At 40.5% G+C, this 16,344-nt stretch carries 17 protein-coding genes and 1 tRNA gene; 8 read left to right on the top strand and 10 right to left on the bottom strand.

What is annotated here, in order from left to right; genetic code table 11:
* Window positions 1–347: 347 nt before the first annotated feature.
* On the bottom strand, window positions 348–887 hold the full coding sequence (gene hpt, locus Q0R88_RS23085) for a hypoxanthine phosphoribosyltransferase (protein ID WP_295720780.1): 540 nt from the start codon (window positions 885–887) through the stop codon (window positions 348–350).
* 96 nt (window positions 888–983) lie between these two features.
* Here hpt and Q0R88_RS23080 point away from each other — a divergent pair, with 96 nt between their 5' ends.
* Both Q0R88_RS23080 and def read left to right on the top strand, forming a co-directional pair.
* Window positions 984–2,261: a pitrilysin family protein gene (locus Q0R88_RS23080; RefSeq protein WP_295720779.1), complete on the top strand. Its 1,278-nt coding sequence runs from the start codon at window positions 984–986 to the stop codon at window positions 2,259–2,261.
* Between the two features lie 20 nt (window positions 2,262–2,281).
* On the top strand, window positions 2,282–2,854 hold the full coding sequence (gene def, locus Q0R88_RS23075) for a peptide deformylase (protein WP_295720778.1): 573 nt from the start codon (window positions 2,282–2,284) through the stop codon (window positions 2,852–2,854).
* 80 nt (window positions 2,855–2,934) lie between these two features.
* Here def and Q0R88_RS23070 read toward each other — a convergent pair whose 3' ends face one another.
* The 3 genes from Q0R88_RS23070 to Q0R88_RS23060 form a co-directional block, all read right to left on the bottom strand.
* Window positions 2,935–3,561 (bottom strand): hypothetical protein, encoded by a 627-nt coding sequence (locus Q0R88_RS23070; RefSeq protein ID WP_295720777.1) that lies wholly within the window; start codon window positions 3,559–3,561, stop codon window positions 2,935–2,937.
* A 113-nt stretch (window positions 3,562–3,674) separates the two neighbouring features.
* The gene (locus Q0R88_RS23065) at window positions 3,675–3,953 is read right to left on the bottom strand and encodes a NifU family protein (protein WP_295720776.1); all 279 of its coding nucleotides are present in this window, start codon (window positions 3,951–3,953) and stop codon (window positions 3,675–3,677) included.
* 129 nt (window positions 3,954–4,082) lie between these two features.
* Window positions 4,083–5,168 (bottom strand): Mrp/NBP35 family ATP-binding protein, encoded by a 1,086-nt coding sequence (locus Q0R88_RS23060; protein WP_295720775.1) that lies wholly within the window; start codon window positions 5,166–5,168, stop codon window positions 4,083–4,085.
* A gap of 118 nt (window positions 5,169–5,286) precedes the next feature.
* Between Q0R88_RS23060 and Q0R88_RS23055 the strand changes: the two genes are divergently transcribed.
* Together Q0R88_RS23055 and Q0R88_RS23050 are read left to right on the top strand one after the other, a co-directional pair.
* A complete protein-coding gene (locus Q0R88_RS23055) occupies window positions 5,287–7,536 on the top strand; it encodes a biosynthetic peptidoglycan transglycosylase (RefSeq protein WP_295720774.1) in 2,250 nt (749 codons plus the stop codon).
* Between the two features lie 65 nt (window positions 7,537–7,601).
* Window positions 7,602–8,231: a nitroreductase family protein gene (locus Q0R88_RS23050; RefSeq protein WP_295720773.1), complete on the top strand. Its 630-nt coding sequence runs from the start codon at window positions 7,602–7,604 to the stop codon at window positions 8,229–8,231.
* Window positions 8,232–8,368: 137 nt separating this feature from the next.
* Here Q0R88_RS23050 and Q0R88_RS23045 read toward each other — a convergent pair whose 3' ends face one another.
* Complete coding sequence (locus Q0R88_RS23045; protein WP_295720772.1) at window positions 8,369–9,382, bottom strand: LacI family DNA-binding transcriptional regulator; 1,014 nt, start codon at window positions 9,380–9,382, stop codon at window positions 8,369–8,371.
* A 204-nt stretch (window positions 9,383–9,586) separates the two neighbouring features.
* Here Q0R88_RS23045 and Q0R88_RS23040 point away from each other — a divergent pair, with 204 nt between their 5' ends.
* Window positions 9,587–9,952, top strand: coding sequence for a response regulator (locus tag Q0R88_RS23040; RefSeq protein ID WP_295720771.1), 366 nt, complete (start codon window positions 9,587–9,589; stop codon window positions 9,950–9,952).
* Between the two features lie 131 nt (window positions 9,953–10,083).
* Window positions 10,084–10,314, top strand: a complete 231-nt coding sequence (locus tag Q0R88_RS23035) for a hypothetical protein (protein ID WP_295720770.1) — start codon at window positions 10,084–10,086, stop codon at window positions 10,312–10,314.
* 37 nt (window positions 10,315–10,351) lie between these two features.
* Here the strand turns inward: Q0R88_RS23035 and Q0R88_RS23030 are convergent, their stop codons facing one another.
* Window positions 10,352–10,975 carry a diguanylate cyclase gene (locus Q0R88_RS23030; RefSeq protein ID WP_295720769.1) on the bottom strand — a complete coding sequence of 208 codons (624 nt, stop codon included), beginning with the start codon at window positions 10,973–10,975 and terminating at the stop codon, window positions 10,352–10,354.
* 732 nt (window positions 10,976–11,707) lie between these two features.
* Between Q0R88_RS23030 and Q0R88_RS23025 the strand changes: the two genes are divergently transcribed.
* Window positions 11,708–12,058 carry a VOC family protein gene (locus Q0R88_RS23025; RefSeq protein ID WP_295720768.1) on the top strand — a complete coding sequence of 117 codons (351 nt, stop codon included), beginning with the start codon at window positions 11,708–11,710 and terminating at the stop codon, window positions 12,056–12,058.
* A gap of 181 nt (window positions 12,059–12,239) precedes the next feature.
* Here the strand turns inward: Q0R88_RS23025 and Q0R88_RS23020 are convergent, their stop codons facing one another.
* Window positions 12,240–12,782: a zeta toxin family protein gene (locus Q0R88_RS23020; protein WP_295720767.1), complete on the bottom strand. Its 543-nt coding sequence runs from the start codon at window positions 12,780–12,782 to the stop codon at window positions 12,240–12,242.
* Between the two features lies 1 nt (window position 12,783).
* Window positions 12,784–13,035 carry a hypothetical protein gene (locus Q0R88_RS23015; RefSeq protein WP_295720766.1) on the bottom strand — a complete coding sequence of 84 codons (252 nt, stop codon included), beginning with the start codon at window positions 13,033–13,035 and terminating at the stop codon, window positions 12,784–12,786.
* Window positions 13,036–13,333: 298 nt separating this feature from the next.
* On the opposite strand from Q0R88_RS23015, the gene Q0R88_RS23010 reads away from it, so the two are divergent.
* Complete coding sequence (locus Q0R88_RS23010; RefSeq protein ID WP_295720765.1) at window positions 13,334–14,455, top strand: alpha/beta hydrolase-fold protein; 1,122 nt, start codon at window positions 13,334–13,336, stop codon at window positions 14,453–14,455.
* 327 nt (window positions 14,456–14,782) lie between these two features.
* Here Q0R88_RS23010 and Q0R88_RS23005 read toward each other — a convergent pair whose 3' ends face one another.
* Together Q0R88_RS23005 and Q0R88_RS23000 are read right to left on the bottom strand one after the other, a co-directional pair.
* A complete protein-coding gene (locus Q0R88_RS23005) occupies window positions 14,783–15,721 on the bottom strand; it encodes a class I SAM-dependent methyltransferase (RefSeq protein ID WP_295720764.1) in 939 nt (312 codons plus the stop codon).
* 442 nt (window positions 15,722–16,163) lie between these two features.
* A tRNA-Pro gene (locus Q0R88_RS23000) sits at window positions 16,164–16,237 on the bottom strand.
* Window positions 16,238–16,344 lie beyond the last annotated feature (107 nt).

Genomic DNA, 16,344 nt, shown 5'->3' with positions numbered 1-16,344 from the left:
GAGTCGTAAAATCTGGTGGCCTCTGAAGGAGAAAATGACGTAACAAAACTGGCTGTCATCCTGAGCCTGTCGAAGGATAGCGGGCAAAGGCCTCTCCGCGCGAGTCTTCGACAGGCTCAGACTGACACAGGCCGACACGCCTCAAATTTCAATACGTCATGGGTAGGAACGAAGGATCTATTCGCAGACTGTACCGGGCGAACAAGCATAGTGAATAACAGATCCTTTACTGCGTTCAGGATGACAAAAAGCTTTTTTGACACCCCAGAATACGTTTTGGTATCATAGTATCGCATTTTTTTATGGAAAGCAAATCCAAAATCAAACCTCCCAATTCCGAAATCCTATCAATCCACCTTCTTATAAATATCTCTCAAATTCCTGCCCATTTCCTGATAATCAAGGCCATAGCCTACCACAAATTCGTTCTCAATCTCGAAGCCTACATATTTAAGCTCGTCTATGTTTTTTTGCAGGGCGGCGGGTTTAAGCAGTAGCGAACACACTTTAATAGATGCCGGCTCGCGCTGTTTAAGTTTATCAATAAGGTAGTGCAGGGTATTGCCCGTATCAACAATATCCTCAATAATAAGCACGTCGCGGCCTTTTATGTCAACTATCAAATCTATATCGTCGCGAATTTTAAGCTGGCTGGTAGTGCCGCCATAGTACGAGGCGAGTTTGGTAAAGGCGATTTCGCAGGGGATAGATATTTGTTTTATAAGGTCGGCTATAAATAAAAAGCTGCCGTTAAGTACACCAACAATTACGGGTACACTGTTTTCAAAGTCGGAATTTAGCTGTAAACCTATTGTTTTTACGCGTTCTTCAATTGTTTCGGCGTTAATCAGGGGCTCAAACTCAAGGTCTGCAATTTTAATTTTCATTGATCTGTTTTAAGGGGTATATGTAATAACAAGTATCGTTTTAATGCTTTACGCAGTTGCTTCAACATACTAAAGTACTAAAATCACTAACAAATCATGCGTAAAATAATTGTAACATATATAACGTTATCTTTGCACCTCCATATGATCGACTACCAGGCCCATACCTTACCCAATGGCATTCGCATTTTGTTTAAGCCATCGCCCTTTGCCATAACGCATTGTTGCTTTATAGTAAACGCCGGCTCACGCGATGAAGAAAACCAGCAGGAAGGCCTTGCTCATTTTATTGAGCATTTATTGTTTAAGGAAACCGAAAGGCGCAACACCAACCAAATTTTAAACAGGCTGGAACTGGTGGGCGCTGATTTAAACGCCTACACCACCAAAGAATATACCTGTATACATGCCTCGCTGCTAAACCAGCATTTGGAACGTGCTATAGACCTCTTTGAGGATATCCTGTTCCATTCCACCTTCCCGGAGGACGAGCAGGAAAAGGAACGGGGCGTTATCCTTGATGAAATTGCCTCCTACCTTGATCAGCCCGAAGAAGCTATCCAGGATGATTTTGAAGAGTTGCTATTTAAGGATGAGCCCATCGGCAAGAATATTTTAGGCACGCCCGAAACCGTTGGACGGATGAATAGTGGCGATATGCGCGCTTTTATTAAAGCCAATTACAGTACATCCGAAATGATATTTGCTGTACATGGTAATTATGAATTTAAAAAAGTTGTTAAGCTGGCAGAAAAATACTTTGGCAGCATTGAGGCACATCAGCCCCAAAAAAACAGGATAAAACCACAAGATAATAAAAGTGGGCTACTTATAGTCAAAAAACCTATTTCGCAAACGCATTGCATTATAGGTAACCAGGCCTACGCTTCATCGCACCAATATAAAAATGGATTGCTGTTGCTAAACAATCTGTTGGGTGGAATGGGAATGAGCAGCCGGCTTAATTTAGAGATCCGGGAGAAGTATGGTATTGCCTACACCATTGAATCTAACTATACCCCTTTTACAGATACCGGTATTTTTTCCATCTATTTCGGAACTGACACTGAAAAGGCAGAGAAAGCGGCAAAACTTGTTCATAAAGAATTAAAAAAGCTGCGCGAACAAAAGCTGGGCACCTTGCAATTACACCAGGCCAAGCAAAAATTTATTGGCCAGATTGCATTGGCAGAAGAAAACCGGCTCAGCCTGATTATATCCATGGCCAAAAGCCTGCTCGATTTTAACCATATTGAAACCTTAGAGGAGATTTTTGCTAAAATAAATGCAGTAACGGCCGATCAATTGCTGGAAATAAGCAACGAAATATTTGATAATGACAGGCTAATTACATTGAAGTTTGAGCCTAAATAATAAACCTGTATTTTTGCAAAATGAAGTACCCTATCATCGCTTACGGAGACCCTGTTTTAAGAAAAAAAGCTACCGCGTTTGAGCCGGAAGAATATCCTCACATAAAAGAACTTGTAAATAACATGTTCGAGACCATGTATGCTGCCCGTGGTGTTGGCCTGGCTGCGCCGCAGATTGGTATGTCTATGCGTTTATTTGTGGTTGATGCTACTGTTTTTGACGATGAAGAACCGGAACTGAAAGATTTTAAAAAGGTATTTATGAACGCCGATATTATAGAAGAAAGCGGCGAAGAATGGGGCTTTAACGAGGGGTGCCTTAGTATTCCTGATATCCGCGAGGATGTTTACCGCAAACCGGTAGTGAAAATATCCTACTACGATGAAAACTGGAAGCACCATGAGGAAACCTTTAGAGGTATGGCTGCACGCATTATCCAGCATGAATACGATCATATTGAAGGAAAACTATTTACAGATAAGTTGAGCCCCCTGCGCAAACGGTTAATTGAGAAAAGACTGAAAGACATTTCTAGGGGTGTAGTTAACGTTGACTACAAAATGAAGTTCCCGGCGGTTAAAAAAGGTCGCTAAAAAATATGAAGGCCCTCGAATTTAATTACCGACGGGCCTTTTTACATTCCTATTCCTGAGGAACAAATAAATCTTAAAGATTACTTACTATCCGCGTCGGATATTTGTTTGATCAGACTTCCCCAGGCAAGCGGGTTTAGCAAAGGGTTGGGCGTTAACGAGTGCGAATTGAGGATGCTGGTATGCATACTTTGCGCGTTTGCCGATTGAATTTCCTGGGCGTCTCTTGGCAGGGTATTATACAGAGCGCTAAGAGTTGCTTTACTGATATTTTTACGTGCTATTTCCAGGTCATCATCTGCAAGTTTTATAGCTAAAAAATCTTTCCTGAATTCATCTGTAGTAGCCCACGGAAATACGTGAAATGCCGGCAGGTTAATAATTTGTGGTATTAGGCCTACCTGCAGGGTATAGCTTTTACCGGAAAGATTGGCCGGTATCACAACAGCAACGGGTCCATAGCCTACGCAGGTAAAGCGCAAGGTATCCTGCTCATGCGCCACAAAAGAAAAATAGCCTTTATAGTTGCTTAAGTTAACCTGGTTATGAGATGATGCGTTGGTAATGGTAACATAAGGCACAATAACGCTCGCGCTATCAGCATTATGTACAACACCCGTAAATTGCACAACCGGCCTTTCATTGTGGCTTTGTGCAAATGTAGCTGCCGATGCAAACAATAAAAATATAACAACTAAATATTTCATATACCTGTCTCTTTTCCGCCATTTATTGTTTTAATAACGGGGAAAGGTTTCAAAACATTGCTCAAAAATACGTTAATGCAGTAAATATAAACAGCATTTAACAATACTTAACACTATCTTAAATTTTCTGGCAGTACAGCGTTAGGATCATCAATATCTGTAAGGTTTATAGCTTCAATTGAAGTAATTTCAGGTACCGCTTTTTTAATTGCCTCTTCAATGCCTGCCTTAAGGGTCATGATGCTCATAGGGCATGAACCGCATGAACCTAACAACTTCAATTTAACAACACCCTCAGGGGTGATCTCTTCAACAGAAACATTCCCGCCATCAGCTTCCAAATACGGACGAATTGTATCTAAAGCTGTTTCAACCTGACTTAATAAACTCATTTTTACTAATTTATAACTAAAGTAAAGTTATTAATAATTTGCTATAATCTATCTTCCAATATTTGCATGCTATGCCATACAAATATCAACATTTTTGCCCCTTCATATATTGTCAGCGGCTTTTTTATTCTAACTCACGATGGCTTCATTTCCCAATGCCTTTGCATTTGAAATAGCTACCTGCTGGGCCACACGCTGCGCCATATTTATGAAAGCAGCAGTCATAGCACCATTTTCTTCCAATATTGCGGGAGTACCGGCATCACCAGAATCACTGATACTTTTAATCAACGGAATCTCTCCTAAAAACGGAACATCCAGTTGCTGAGCCAGCTTTTGCCCTCCGCCTTTGCCAAAAATATAATATTTGTTATCCGGAAGCTCGGCAGGCGTAAAGTACGACATGTTTTCAACCACTCCCAATATAGGTACATTAATGGCTGGCATCATAAACATCCCTATCCCTTTTTTAGCATCTGCCAGCGCAACGTTTTGCGGAGTTGTTACAATAACAGCCCCCGTAACCGGGAATGTTTGCGTAACCGTGATATGAATATCGCCCGTTCCCGGCGGAAGATCAATTACCAGGTAATCCAGTTCGCCCCAATCGGCATCATTAAATAGTTGTTTAACAGCTGTTGACACCATCGGACCGCGCCATGGCACCGGCTGGTTAGGATCGGTAAAAAAGCCTATCGATAATAACTTGATACCATATTTCTGAATAGGTTCAATACGGGTTTTTCCATCCACAACACTGGCCTGCGGACGAACACCTTCCAGGCCAAACATAATGGGTATTGATGGCCCGTAAATATCGGCATCTATCAATCCCACTTTTGCCCCAGCATGTGCAAGGCCAAGAGCAAGGTTTACAGCCACGGTTGATTTACCTACACCGCCTTTACCCGATGCTACAGCGATAATATTTTTAACCCCGGGCACGCCTGTGTTTTTCTGAGTAGTAACTCTCGAGGTCATGTTAATACTTACCACAGCTTCCTTACTTATAAAGTAAGCGATAGCGTTACGGCAAGCATTTTCTATTAATGCTTTTAGCGGGCAAGCCGGTGTTGTTAATATAACAGAGAAGCTAACGTTGTTGCCATCAATATGTATATCCTGTATCATGTTGAGGGTAACCAGGTCTTTTTTCAGATCTGGCTCTTCAACATTACCCAGTGCTTGTAAAACTTGTTCTTTAGTGATTATCATATTATTACGCACAAATTTATAAAAACAGGTGATTGTTTTGTGGTTGCCAGGGAAACAATTTGCATAAACAACCGTTTGCAGGGGATAAGAATTAGTTTAGTTTTGGAAAAATTTACACATGAAGCGCCTCAACTCTAAATATATACGTATTGCCGCATTTATCCTGATCTCCTTATTACTTATATTTATTATAGGCGGATATGTTGCCTATTCAAAACGCGAAGCCCTGCTTAAAAGCGCTATTGACAAAGCTACTGCAAAAGCAAAGCGCGATTATAATTTAGATGTAAAAATAGGTTCGGCCCATTTTACCGGCACCAGCACGGTATCCTTTTCAGATGTTAGCATAGTACCAGAACAGCGTGATAGCTTGCTTAATATTAAAAATCTTGTAGTAAGTGTTAAATTGATGCCCCTGATTATAGGCGAGATAAAATTATCTGATGTTTTATTACAAGATGGGTTCATCAACCTCACCAGCATAAAAGGGGTGAAAAATTTCGATTTCCTGTTTAAAAAGAAAAGAGATACCACATCAACAACACAAAAAGTAGATCTGAGCGTACTGGCCAACAACCTGGTTAACGAAGTATTATACAAAATACCGGATAACTTAACGCTCAATAATTTTTCAATAAGTTTTAAGGATGATAGCAACAAGGTAAAACTGCTTGCAAAAACGGCGATCATTAAAGATGGAAATCTTAAATCGACCATTGACGTTGATAATGGCGCGGCAACCTGGCATATTGATGGCAAAATGCACCCATCAGATAAAAATATCGATGTAAAGCTTTACGCAGATGGCACCAAGGTTGAACTGCCCATCATTGAGAAAAAGCTAAAGCTTAAGTTAAATTTCGATACCATAAGCACCAAACTAACCAAGGTTGAACATGGCGGCGGCGAAACTAAAATATACGGCTCATGGGCGGTTCATAATTTATTGATTAACCACCCAGCGTTATCATCGGGCGATATCGTATTTCCTGACGCAGCCATTGATGCCAATGTTTTTGTGGGCAGTAATTATGTATCTGTTGATAGCTCATCCATGATACATATTAAAAAGCTAACTGCCAGGCCATTTATCAAATACACGCTTAACCCTGTTAAAATTTATGAGCTTAAAATAAATACAGGCTGGCTTAATGCCACCGATATTTTTGATGCCTTCCCCCATGGAATGTTCGACGCTTTAGACGGGATAGAGGTTGCAGGTAAACTAAATTACGCCATGAACTTTTACATGGATTCATCAAAACCAGATGACCTCCAGTTTGATTCGCGGCTGAGTAAGGATGGTTTCAGAATTGTGAAATATGGCAAAACAGACCTAACCAAGCTGAACAGCCCTTTTGTACACACGCCCTATGAAAAGGGAAAACCGATGGCTCCGCACCTGATCGGGCCCGAGAACCCGGAGTTTACTCCCCTTAATGAAATCGCCCCCGATCTTCGCAACGCGGTGATGACGGCCGAGGATCCATCCTTTTATACCAACCACGGCTTTGTTGAGGAAGCTTTCCGCAAATCATTGGCCACCGACTTTAAGACAAAGAAATTTAAACGCGGCGGTAGCGGCATTTCCATGCAATTGGTTAAAAACGCTTTTTTAAGCCGCGAAAAAACCCTCGCCCGTAAAATTGAGGAGATCCTGATTGTATGGATGATTGAAAACAACCACATCATGAATAAAAACAGGATGCTGGAAGTTTATCTTAACATTATTGAATGGGGCCGCAATATATATGGTATATCAGAGGCATCGCATTTTTACTTTGGCAAATCGCCATCTGAGCTCAACCTGGGCGAAAGTATTTTCCTGGCCAGTATTGTACCATACCCTAAAGGTGGTTTATACGCCTTTCAACCCGATGGAACGCTTAGGCCCGGACTCCATGGTTACTTTAACCTGATAGGCAGGCTAATGGCTGGCAAAGGACTTACACAACGTGATACCAGCGCTTATGGCTTTTATGGTGTACGCCTGCGGGAAGGCTTAAGACAAACCATTGCGCCAATTGATACCGCAAAAGCAGATAGCCTAATGAAACAGGGCGGAGATGACAATGAAGTTTTGCCGGTAATTGAAGAGCCAGTTAAAAAACCTAACTTTCTGCAACGTTTATTTGGCAAGAAAGATACCACTGCCCAGAAGCAGGAAGAAAAGGAAAAGCAAAAGGAAAAAACCGCCAAAGAAAAATTAAAAGAGCAAATTGAGGCCCTTAAGCTGGATTACAAGAACAGAGAAGAGCATATTGACACTGCAGGTAAAACCCGTAAAGATATCCGGGTAGAAAAACGGAGGTTAAAGCAGGAAGAAAAAGACAAGGAACAGGAGCTTAAAGATAAGGCACAGCTTTAGTTTACGATAGTATGACCTATTTAAATGTTTAAACATCTATTTTTGTTTAAGCAATTAATAAAATCATGTCATTAGTAGAAAAATTACAAAAGAGGGCCGCTATTAAAAAATTCGACCCATCTAAAAAAATAAGTACTGAACAGTTAGATCAGTTACAAAGCGCTATCCAGCTGGCTCCCTCATCTTTAGGCCTGCAATCATTTAAAGTTATTGTTGTTCAGGATCCGGAAACCAGGGCGAAATTACGTGCGGCTGGTTATAACCAAGCCCAGATCACCGATGCATCCGCATTGTTTGTTTTTGCCTCGTTAACAACGTTAGATGAAGCCTTTGGTAAAAAGTTTATCGATCTTGTTGCCGATACCCGCAGTGTTGACCGTGCCAGCCTTGAAGGTTTTGAGCAAATGATCTTAGGAACATTAAGCAGTCGTACCGATGACCAAAAATTGGCCTGGTCGCACAAACAAACTTACATCGCTTTAGGTGTATTGGTTTCAGAAGCCGCCGAATTAGGAATTGATGCAGCCCCTATGGAAGGTTTTGACGCAGCACAATTTGATGAAATATTGGGCTTAAAAGAAAAAGGATTAACTACTTCGGTTATCGCTGCTGTTGGTTTCCGCGCAGAAGATGATGTTTATAGCAAAATGATTAAAGTACGCAGGCCAAAAAGTGAATTATTTATTCACGTATAATTGGTGAATGGTTGATTGAGTGAATGGTTGATTGTGTGGGTGGTTGATTGGATTGATTACGTCTTTTTAAACGGAAATCAGGCAACTACATTACCACTCACCTAATCAACTACTCACTTACTTAACTAATCAATTACTCACTTTTCTCCCCCCGAACTCTTTCTGATAAACAGTTTCGATTTTAAAACAATGTGCCGTTTAAGGTTTGATGTTTTCTGCTCCAGGGCCTCAAATAGCAGCGTGGCCGCTTTTATACCCATTTCATAAGCTGGCTGTGTAATGGTTGATAATGCCGGGCTTAATAAGGGCGCAATGCCCAGGCTCGAAAAGCTAATCATCTTCAAGTCTCCGGGAATAGATATCCCCAGGTCATTACAAACATAATAAGTAGCAAAGGCCAGGCGTTCAACGGAACTAAAAATGCCATCAGGCTTAATTTCCTGCAGCACTTTGGTTAATATCTTATAATTTACCTTTTCGTCATTACTGCAATCTATTACAAGCTCGTCATCAAAAGCAACATCGTGCTTTTTTAAGGCATCCATATAACCCTGCATCCGCACCTGCCCTATCGATATACTTTTATTTACCACCAGGTAAGCTACCCTACGGCAGCCGGTTTGTAGCAGGTGCTCTGTGGCTGCAAAACTGCTATCATAGTCATTAGTGGTTACTTTAGCGGCATCAATATCCTCATAAACCCTATCAAAAAAAACAACAGGTACATTTTTCGACTCCAGCTGACGCAGGTAGTTATGATCGTTAGCCTCGCCCGATACCGACATGATGATGCCATCAACCTTGCCGTTATTTAAATAATTTACAAATGATACTTCCTTTTCAAAAACATCATCGGTACGATAAAGTAAAATATAAAAACCTTTTTTACGGGCGACCTCTTCAATGCCGTTTATGGCCTGTGAAAAAAAATCGTTGGCTATTTCGGGGACTATTACGGCAATGGTCTTGGTTTTTTTATCACGCAGGTTACTGGCGTAATGGTTGGGTAAAAAGTTATGCTCTTTGGCAAATGCCAGAATACGTTCCTTGGTATCCTTGTTAATATCAGGGCTGCCATTAAATGCCCTCGAAATGGTTGAAGTAGATATATTAAGCTCCTTAGCCAGTTTCTTTATATTAACAATATCCATTATGCTCCGCTAAATCATTTTTATTCAGCCAAATGTAAGAAAACTGATTTATTTAAGCCCGAAAATTCAACTGTATTTCTCGTTAATCGTAATAAATCATACACTAAACCATACACATTACATACTGTTGAAAATGGCTTTAACTGTAAGTTAATCAATGGCATGCACTTTGCACTACTTTAAGCCGAAGGGATTGAATAGAATATGGCGAAGAAAATTTTTATTGTTGATGACAACGAGCTTATGATAGAGGTAATGACCTATATTTTAACCAGCAATGGTTACGATGTGGTATCATATAACGATTGGCATAATATATTTAACGATATCAGGAGTACCCACCCTGACCTGGTTATTCTTGACGCCTTGTTCCCGGGCATGAGTGACCTGGATATATGTAAGCTGATAAAGCTGAACAGGAATACTAGTAACATACCGGTAATCATCTGCTCGGGCGGTGATGATATTGATTCCTCTTTATCACAAAAAGGCGCTCCAAACGATGTATTGCACAAGCCTTTTGACGCAAATAACCTGTTAGAAAAGGTTGAATACCTGCTTGCAGCCTAATTTTCGCCATTTTTATAATTTACTTTAATCAACTGTTTAACAATACCTTACACACAAAAAGGTACGTTTATTACATCTTTTTATTTTTTTAGGATATTGGATTTGTATATTTACCCGGAGAGAAGACAAAGATGGGACTGCCACTAAGAATAACATACAATGATACCGACCACGTGTATCAGATCAATACATCGCCAATAAACAAGGGCACAAGCGAGCTTGAAATTTTGTTGAATGGGGAAAAGATCACCCTTCAAAAAGATGAGCGCAGCGTGTGGATCCAACAAGGCGACGGGCCGCTGATCGATCCTGAATTAGCGCAGGCTTTAGGAAGATCTGTTTCTTTAAGATTTAGGATGTAGGAAAACCTCCCCTTCTTTTTAATAAGTATATTTAAAATCAACCTTTGTTATTTTTTCCTTTTTTTTCAAGGTTTTCAATAAAAGAAGTAAGCTCTTTTGTAAAATCGTCAAGAATCAAAGCGGATACTTCCATATAACCTATTAGCTTTTTTAATGTGGCCGGAGAGCTTATAAATTGAGAAAGCATTTGCGCAATTCCCAATATATTTGCTACAGGTTGCCTTACTTTATGATGTGTCATAAACATCATTTCTTCAAGCCCCTGGATGTATTCCTTTAAAAAAACTTCTGTACTTTTTATTTTGTCGTAAGCTCTTGTTAACTCCTCGGCCTTTTTTTGTTTTTCATCATTTTGAACCACCAGCTCTTTATTAGCTATAATCAATTCCTGTGCACGATTCTCTTTCTCGGAATTTTGAAAGGCTAACTCTCTATTCGCAATTGCCAACTCATTGGCCCGTTTTTCCTTTTCGGAGTTTTGAAAAGCCAACTCATTATTTGCAATTATCAATTCCGCTGCGCGCTTTTCCTTTTCGTTATTTTGGTATGCCAACTCCTTATTTGCTATAACTAACTCCTTAGCACGTTTTTCTTTTTCACTGTTCTGAAACAGAAGTTCTTTATTCGCAATTATAAGCTCCTCAGACGGTCCTTTATTCATGGCAACAGGTAATTGTGTATATAACTTTGAACATCGCTTAAAGCGATCACTATGCATTGCTGTTATCACCCCGAAAACATGAGAACAACCCATTTAAACACATTCGTTTTATGATAACAAGATGTGGTTTAGCAATAAAGGATTAAAAAGTAAATTGATCAGAACATCAATCAACCGTAAATGAATTTTTATTAATGTGAAAATACTATTATTAATATTATAAAATGCCTCTTAAACGGCGAAAAATGGCTATAACTCTATTATAGATATTGGATATTAATTAAACTTATATGAGAATAATCAATACGCTATTTAAATTTAAATCCTCATAATTACAAATTGCCGAATTATTTCCAGTGTAGCGTCGTATCAATGCTGTTTTATTTAACAGTGTCCGCCGAAGTATTTTCCTGATCAGCCGTAATGAAGACATGTACGATGACAATCGATTGAAAATATTGTTAATTAAGGAAGGCTTGGTATTGAAGTAAAAAAGCCCCCTTGCTATCGCAGCTCGGAGGACTTTACCTAAACCTTATCACAATAAGGGCTTCGCCCTTTTTTGCGCTGCGAACATACCATAACCGTAATTAAATGAGTACAAGTGTCGATGAAAGGAATATATCTATCGATAAAATCTATGTCTGCCGCACGGAGTAGATTAACAACTTGCTATTCACAAGTTGTTAATCTACATTTGACTTTCGCAATGCCCGTTAAATTCTAATCAATATGCTTACAGACATCAATCCAAAACTACCAATGCGCGATAAAGCCATTACCAGGGATTTTTATTTAAACAAATTGGGATTTCAGGAATTTGGTAGTACCGACTACGATGGTTACCTTATGGTACAAAAAGATAGCATCCAAATTCACTTTTTTGAATTTAAAGACCTTGATCCAAAAGAAAACTATGGGCAGGTATATATCCGTACCGATGATATAGAGGAGTTTTACAATTTTGCCAGAAGTCAAAACGTTAACAGCACCAAGTTGGAGCATAAACTCTGGCAACAAAAAGAGTTCTCTATTCTTGACCCTGATAACAATCTGCTGACCTTCGGGCAGAGTTTATTATAAACAATAAATTTAAATAACCCAATCGTAGACTAAACAAGACAGTTTTAAAATTACTTTTTACAGGATTTCAAGAAATTGGTGTGTTAGTAGCCTGTTACGGAAATAACTGAACAATTGTAGGAAGATAATTGGCAAACCAAGTCGGTAGCTCATCCCGTTCAACATGAAACTCGACTTGCTTCTAAATAGTCTTAAATAAGATTCGATGGTTGATTTCCGAAGTATCCACGATGGTCAGGTCATCGATCAGAGAGTGATAAATATTTAATTTTTCGAGGTTCCCGTAAAAGTTATTATTTAAAGTTTGTGGATCAACATAATGACCACCCTCGGTTACCCTTTCTGTGACCCGGAATTGCGATAGCTCGGGATTTTCCAGACCGAAAAAGATAAGATGGACGCGATAATTTGCGTCTTTGAATAATTTCGGTTTTTCCCAGGTGGCATCATTGGTAAAATGACCTTCGTAAACATAATGATCACGGTTAGCTAATGCTCGTGTTGTCTGTTCTTCAAACAAATCTACCACGTATTCCAACGCGTCCTTTCGCGCATATTTAGCCGACCTGGTGATCGCCGGAAATAGTTCACTTAGTTTCCTGGTATAAAGTAAGTCGCCGTCGAAAACTGTATAATGCTGTGAAATCTCTTTTGGAAGGTAGTCCGGTCCGAGTGTGGATTTTCCGGCTCCGTTTGAACCCGTAATTATGTACAGGCTGGGCATGTTAAAATAGGTTTAGCTCACGGCGTATAATCTGGGCCTGGCTATTGGTAAGCTCCTCAACTACCGCAAATGACTTTAAATTAGGTGCAACAGTAACAATCTTGATAGAATGATCAGGATATTCCAGATAACTTTGATTTTTAGGGAGCTTGTTCGACCATATCAAAAATGGCTTTCCATTATCCAGCTTCTGTCTTCTTAGCCGCCTTACAACCGTACTCCCAATTACATTTAATTCTTCAATAGTACCCATTTCTTTCCATTTCTGTTATTCAAATATATCGATTTCTTAGCTAAATACAGGCATACGGGAGTCATTTGCTTTGAGGATGATGTGGAGATGTGGCGCAGAAATTTTATAGGTGCCATTATTTAACCACTTTTTTTCAGAACCTGAAGAAGCACGTGGGCAATTTGCGAATCCCCGTTCCCGGCACCCTTTCAAGAGCCTTTCGGTCAAAAATAAAATTAATCCCCTATTTTGATGCCGCAGCTATAAATCCTAAATTTAAAACGCAGGCATAACGATCACCTACCCCAAATCAAAATAAATGAAACTAACCAAAATAATTAATCGCACCATAGTGTCCGGTATATTGTGCCACATGATATGGAATGTAAACCCGGCAATGGCCCAGGTGCCAATTCGCGACCCGCATACGCCCGGTTATGTATTGGCCAAGGAATTACCGGATGGCGCCGTACCTTCGCCCGACTCCAATGGGAATTTTATTATCGGCCCCACACATAATCCTGCACCGGAATCAATGGTACAAACTAATGTACCGCAAGGGACCATTTACCGCTTTACCATAGATTCGAAGGGCAGTCGGATTTATCCCGGCATTGCCCGGGAACCAAATACATTTGGCACGGCAGATCCGGCAAACTCTGCTAAGTTAATTGTTACTACAAGCCATCCTGCACCCTACATCCGCCAGGTGGCGGTGTATGTTCCAAAACAGTATATCGCCGGCACTGCAGCGCCGTTCATCGTTGGCGCCGACGGGCCGGACGATTTGCTTTTCACGGCATTAAACAACCTGATTGCCGAAGGTAAAGTACCGGCGATGATCGGCATCTCTATCGGTAACGGCAGCGGGGATGCACAAGGCAGCGAACGGGGCCTGGAATACGATACGATGAGCGGTGTATACGCCGAATTTGTTGAACATGAAATACTGCCCCTGGTAGAAAGCAAATTCCACGTAAAACTAACCAAAGACCCTGCAGGGCGTGCTACCATGGGTGGTAGTTCGGGCGGATCATGTGCCCTGATCATGGCATGGTATCACCCGGAATGGTATCACCGTGTGCTCACCTATTCCGGTACCTATATAAACCAGCAATGGCCCTGGAATCCAGAAACACCGCAAGGCGCCTGGGGATTTCATGAACACATCATCCCAAAAAGTAAACCTAAGCCATTGCGGATCTGGATGGAAGTAGGCGATCAGGACCTTTTTAATCCAAACATCATGCGCGACGATATGCACGATTGGGTGCTTGCAAATGAAAACATGGCCAAAATACTTGCCGCTAAAGGCTATCAATACCAGTTTATTTTTGCCCGCAACGCCCGGCATGTTGATTATAAAGTAAAACAGCAAACACTTCCCGAAGCCCTGGAGTGGCTTTGGAAAGATTACCACCCGACGAAGGCTACGCGATAATGAAGATTTGTTAGAAATCAGGGACCAGAGGGTATTCCCGAATACCGCCCCGCGCTACAGCAATTAACCGGCTTTTGATGAAAATTATCGAGGAGATTAACATAATCTCGAACCGGTATTGCTTATTTAAATGGCTTATAAAAAACGTATTGAATCAATTAGGCGATTCGAGATTAGTCCTATTCGGGCTACCTACCATCCGTAGACGGAATTGGACAATTCTCGAACTTTTTAGAGGATGCGAAAAATGTCAAAAACATACTAACTGAATCGAGTAATATGATCCCGTGTTGTGATGTCGGGCAATTTCTTATGTTCTGACAATTTTCATTTTTCAGCCGATATAATCAGAGAAGAACAATTCATTATAAGCCTTCCGTCGGTTAGCGTGCCATTGCAATCTGCGATCAAATCAGCTTTTATTTTTTTACGCACTTCTTCACTCAGGGTGCTTAATAACTGCACCACAGACTCAGACATTTCCGTTCTGTTCAGCCAATAATTTTCTGCAGTTCCAAAATCTACTGTGCTGAAAATAGTTTCTTCATTTACGTTTTTAAAACCGGCGTCCTCAAACAACTGTTTCATTAAACCGGGTGCGGCACACCGAAACATACCTGGTGCATTTACGGGTGGCCGTGGCATTTCAATATGTTTTGATAAAACTTTCGTCATTGTGGTATACCAATCATTCTTTTCTGCTCCAGCCCAAACACTGACCGCCATTTTTCCACCATTTCTACAAACACGAAATATCTCTTTTGCCGCCAATTGCATATCAGGGAAAAACATAAAACCCATCCGGCAACTTATTTTATCAAAAAAATCGTCACTGAATGGAAGGCTGGATACATCCGCCACTTTAAATTCGACATTATTTATATCACGTTCCTGTGCATAAGCCTGTGCAATGACAAGCATTTCTTCAGACAGATCGGTCGCATACACTTTGCCGCCTTTTGCTATCGCTGCAATTGAAAATGCAGGCTCGCCTGTACCCGATGCAATATCCAGCGTTACATCATTCGTTTTTACATCCAGCGCTTTTATAATCGCAGCGCCCATTGGCTTTAAAAAGTTCATTGTAAATTCATCCCATTTTCTCCAGCTATGGGCCACTTTGTTCCATGTTTCTTTTTGTTCGTTACTAGTGGTTTGCACTTGTTCGTTCATATAATATGTTTGGAATTGAGAAAGAAAACCAAAGATAGCAAGAAGTTGATGTTGTTGGCTGAAGTAACGTTTGAGAATGATTATTTTGTACATAAAAGCCTCGGTAGTTTTGTTACGTTGGAGGGAGGGGAAAAATACTACTCCTTGGCGCAAGGGCTTGAGTGGACTGGCGGCGAGGCGTTCGATGATTACATTAGATAACGTTGCAAAAATGTGCAAAACCGGAAAAACCAATTCCCAAATTAAGCTGCAATAACCGCTGATCCTGGCGACGATTCATATCAGATAACTACCTGATAATCTTTTGCGATTCCACTATTTATTCGCAAATTTAACTAAGCCAAAGGAACGACTAAGAACAGTTAACAATACGTTAACAGAAAAAGAAAGGCAGCTACTTTATATCGTAACTGCCTGTTTCTGAGGTAGCACAATTTTCTTTGATATAACTTGAATATATTGGGCTGGAATAAATCAAAAAAGCCTTTAAATCATAGATTTAAAGGCTTTTTGATACTGGTTGGTATCGCTTTTGTCGGGATGGCAGGATTCGAACCTGCGGCCTCCACATCCCAAATGTGGCGCGATACCGGGCTACGCTACATCCCGATTAATCTTGATTGGGGTGCAAATATATAATTTGTTTGGTGAATTCAAAGCAGATAATCAAATGTGATGGCATCTTCTTTCAAATAGCTTTGATATTTAGCCACATA

This window comes from Mucilaginibacter sp. (assembly GCF_025362475.1).
In the GTDB taxonomy this organism is placed as follows: Bacteria; Bacteroidota; Bacteroidia; order Sphingobacteriales; family Sphingobacteriaceae; genus Mucilaginibacter.
This window is presented reverse-complemented; position numbering and strand designations above follow the sequence as displayed.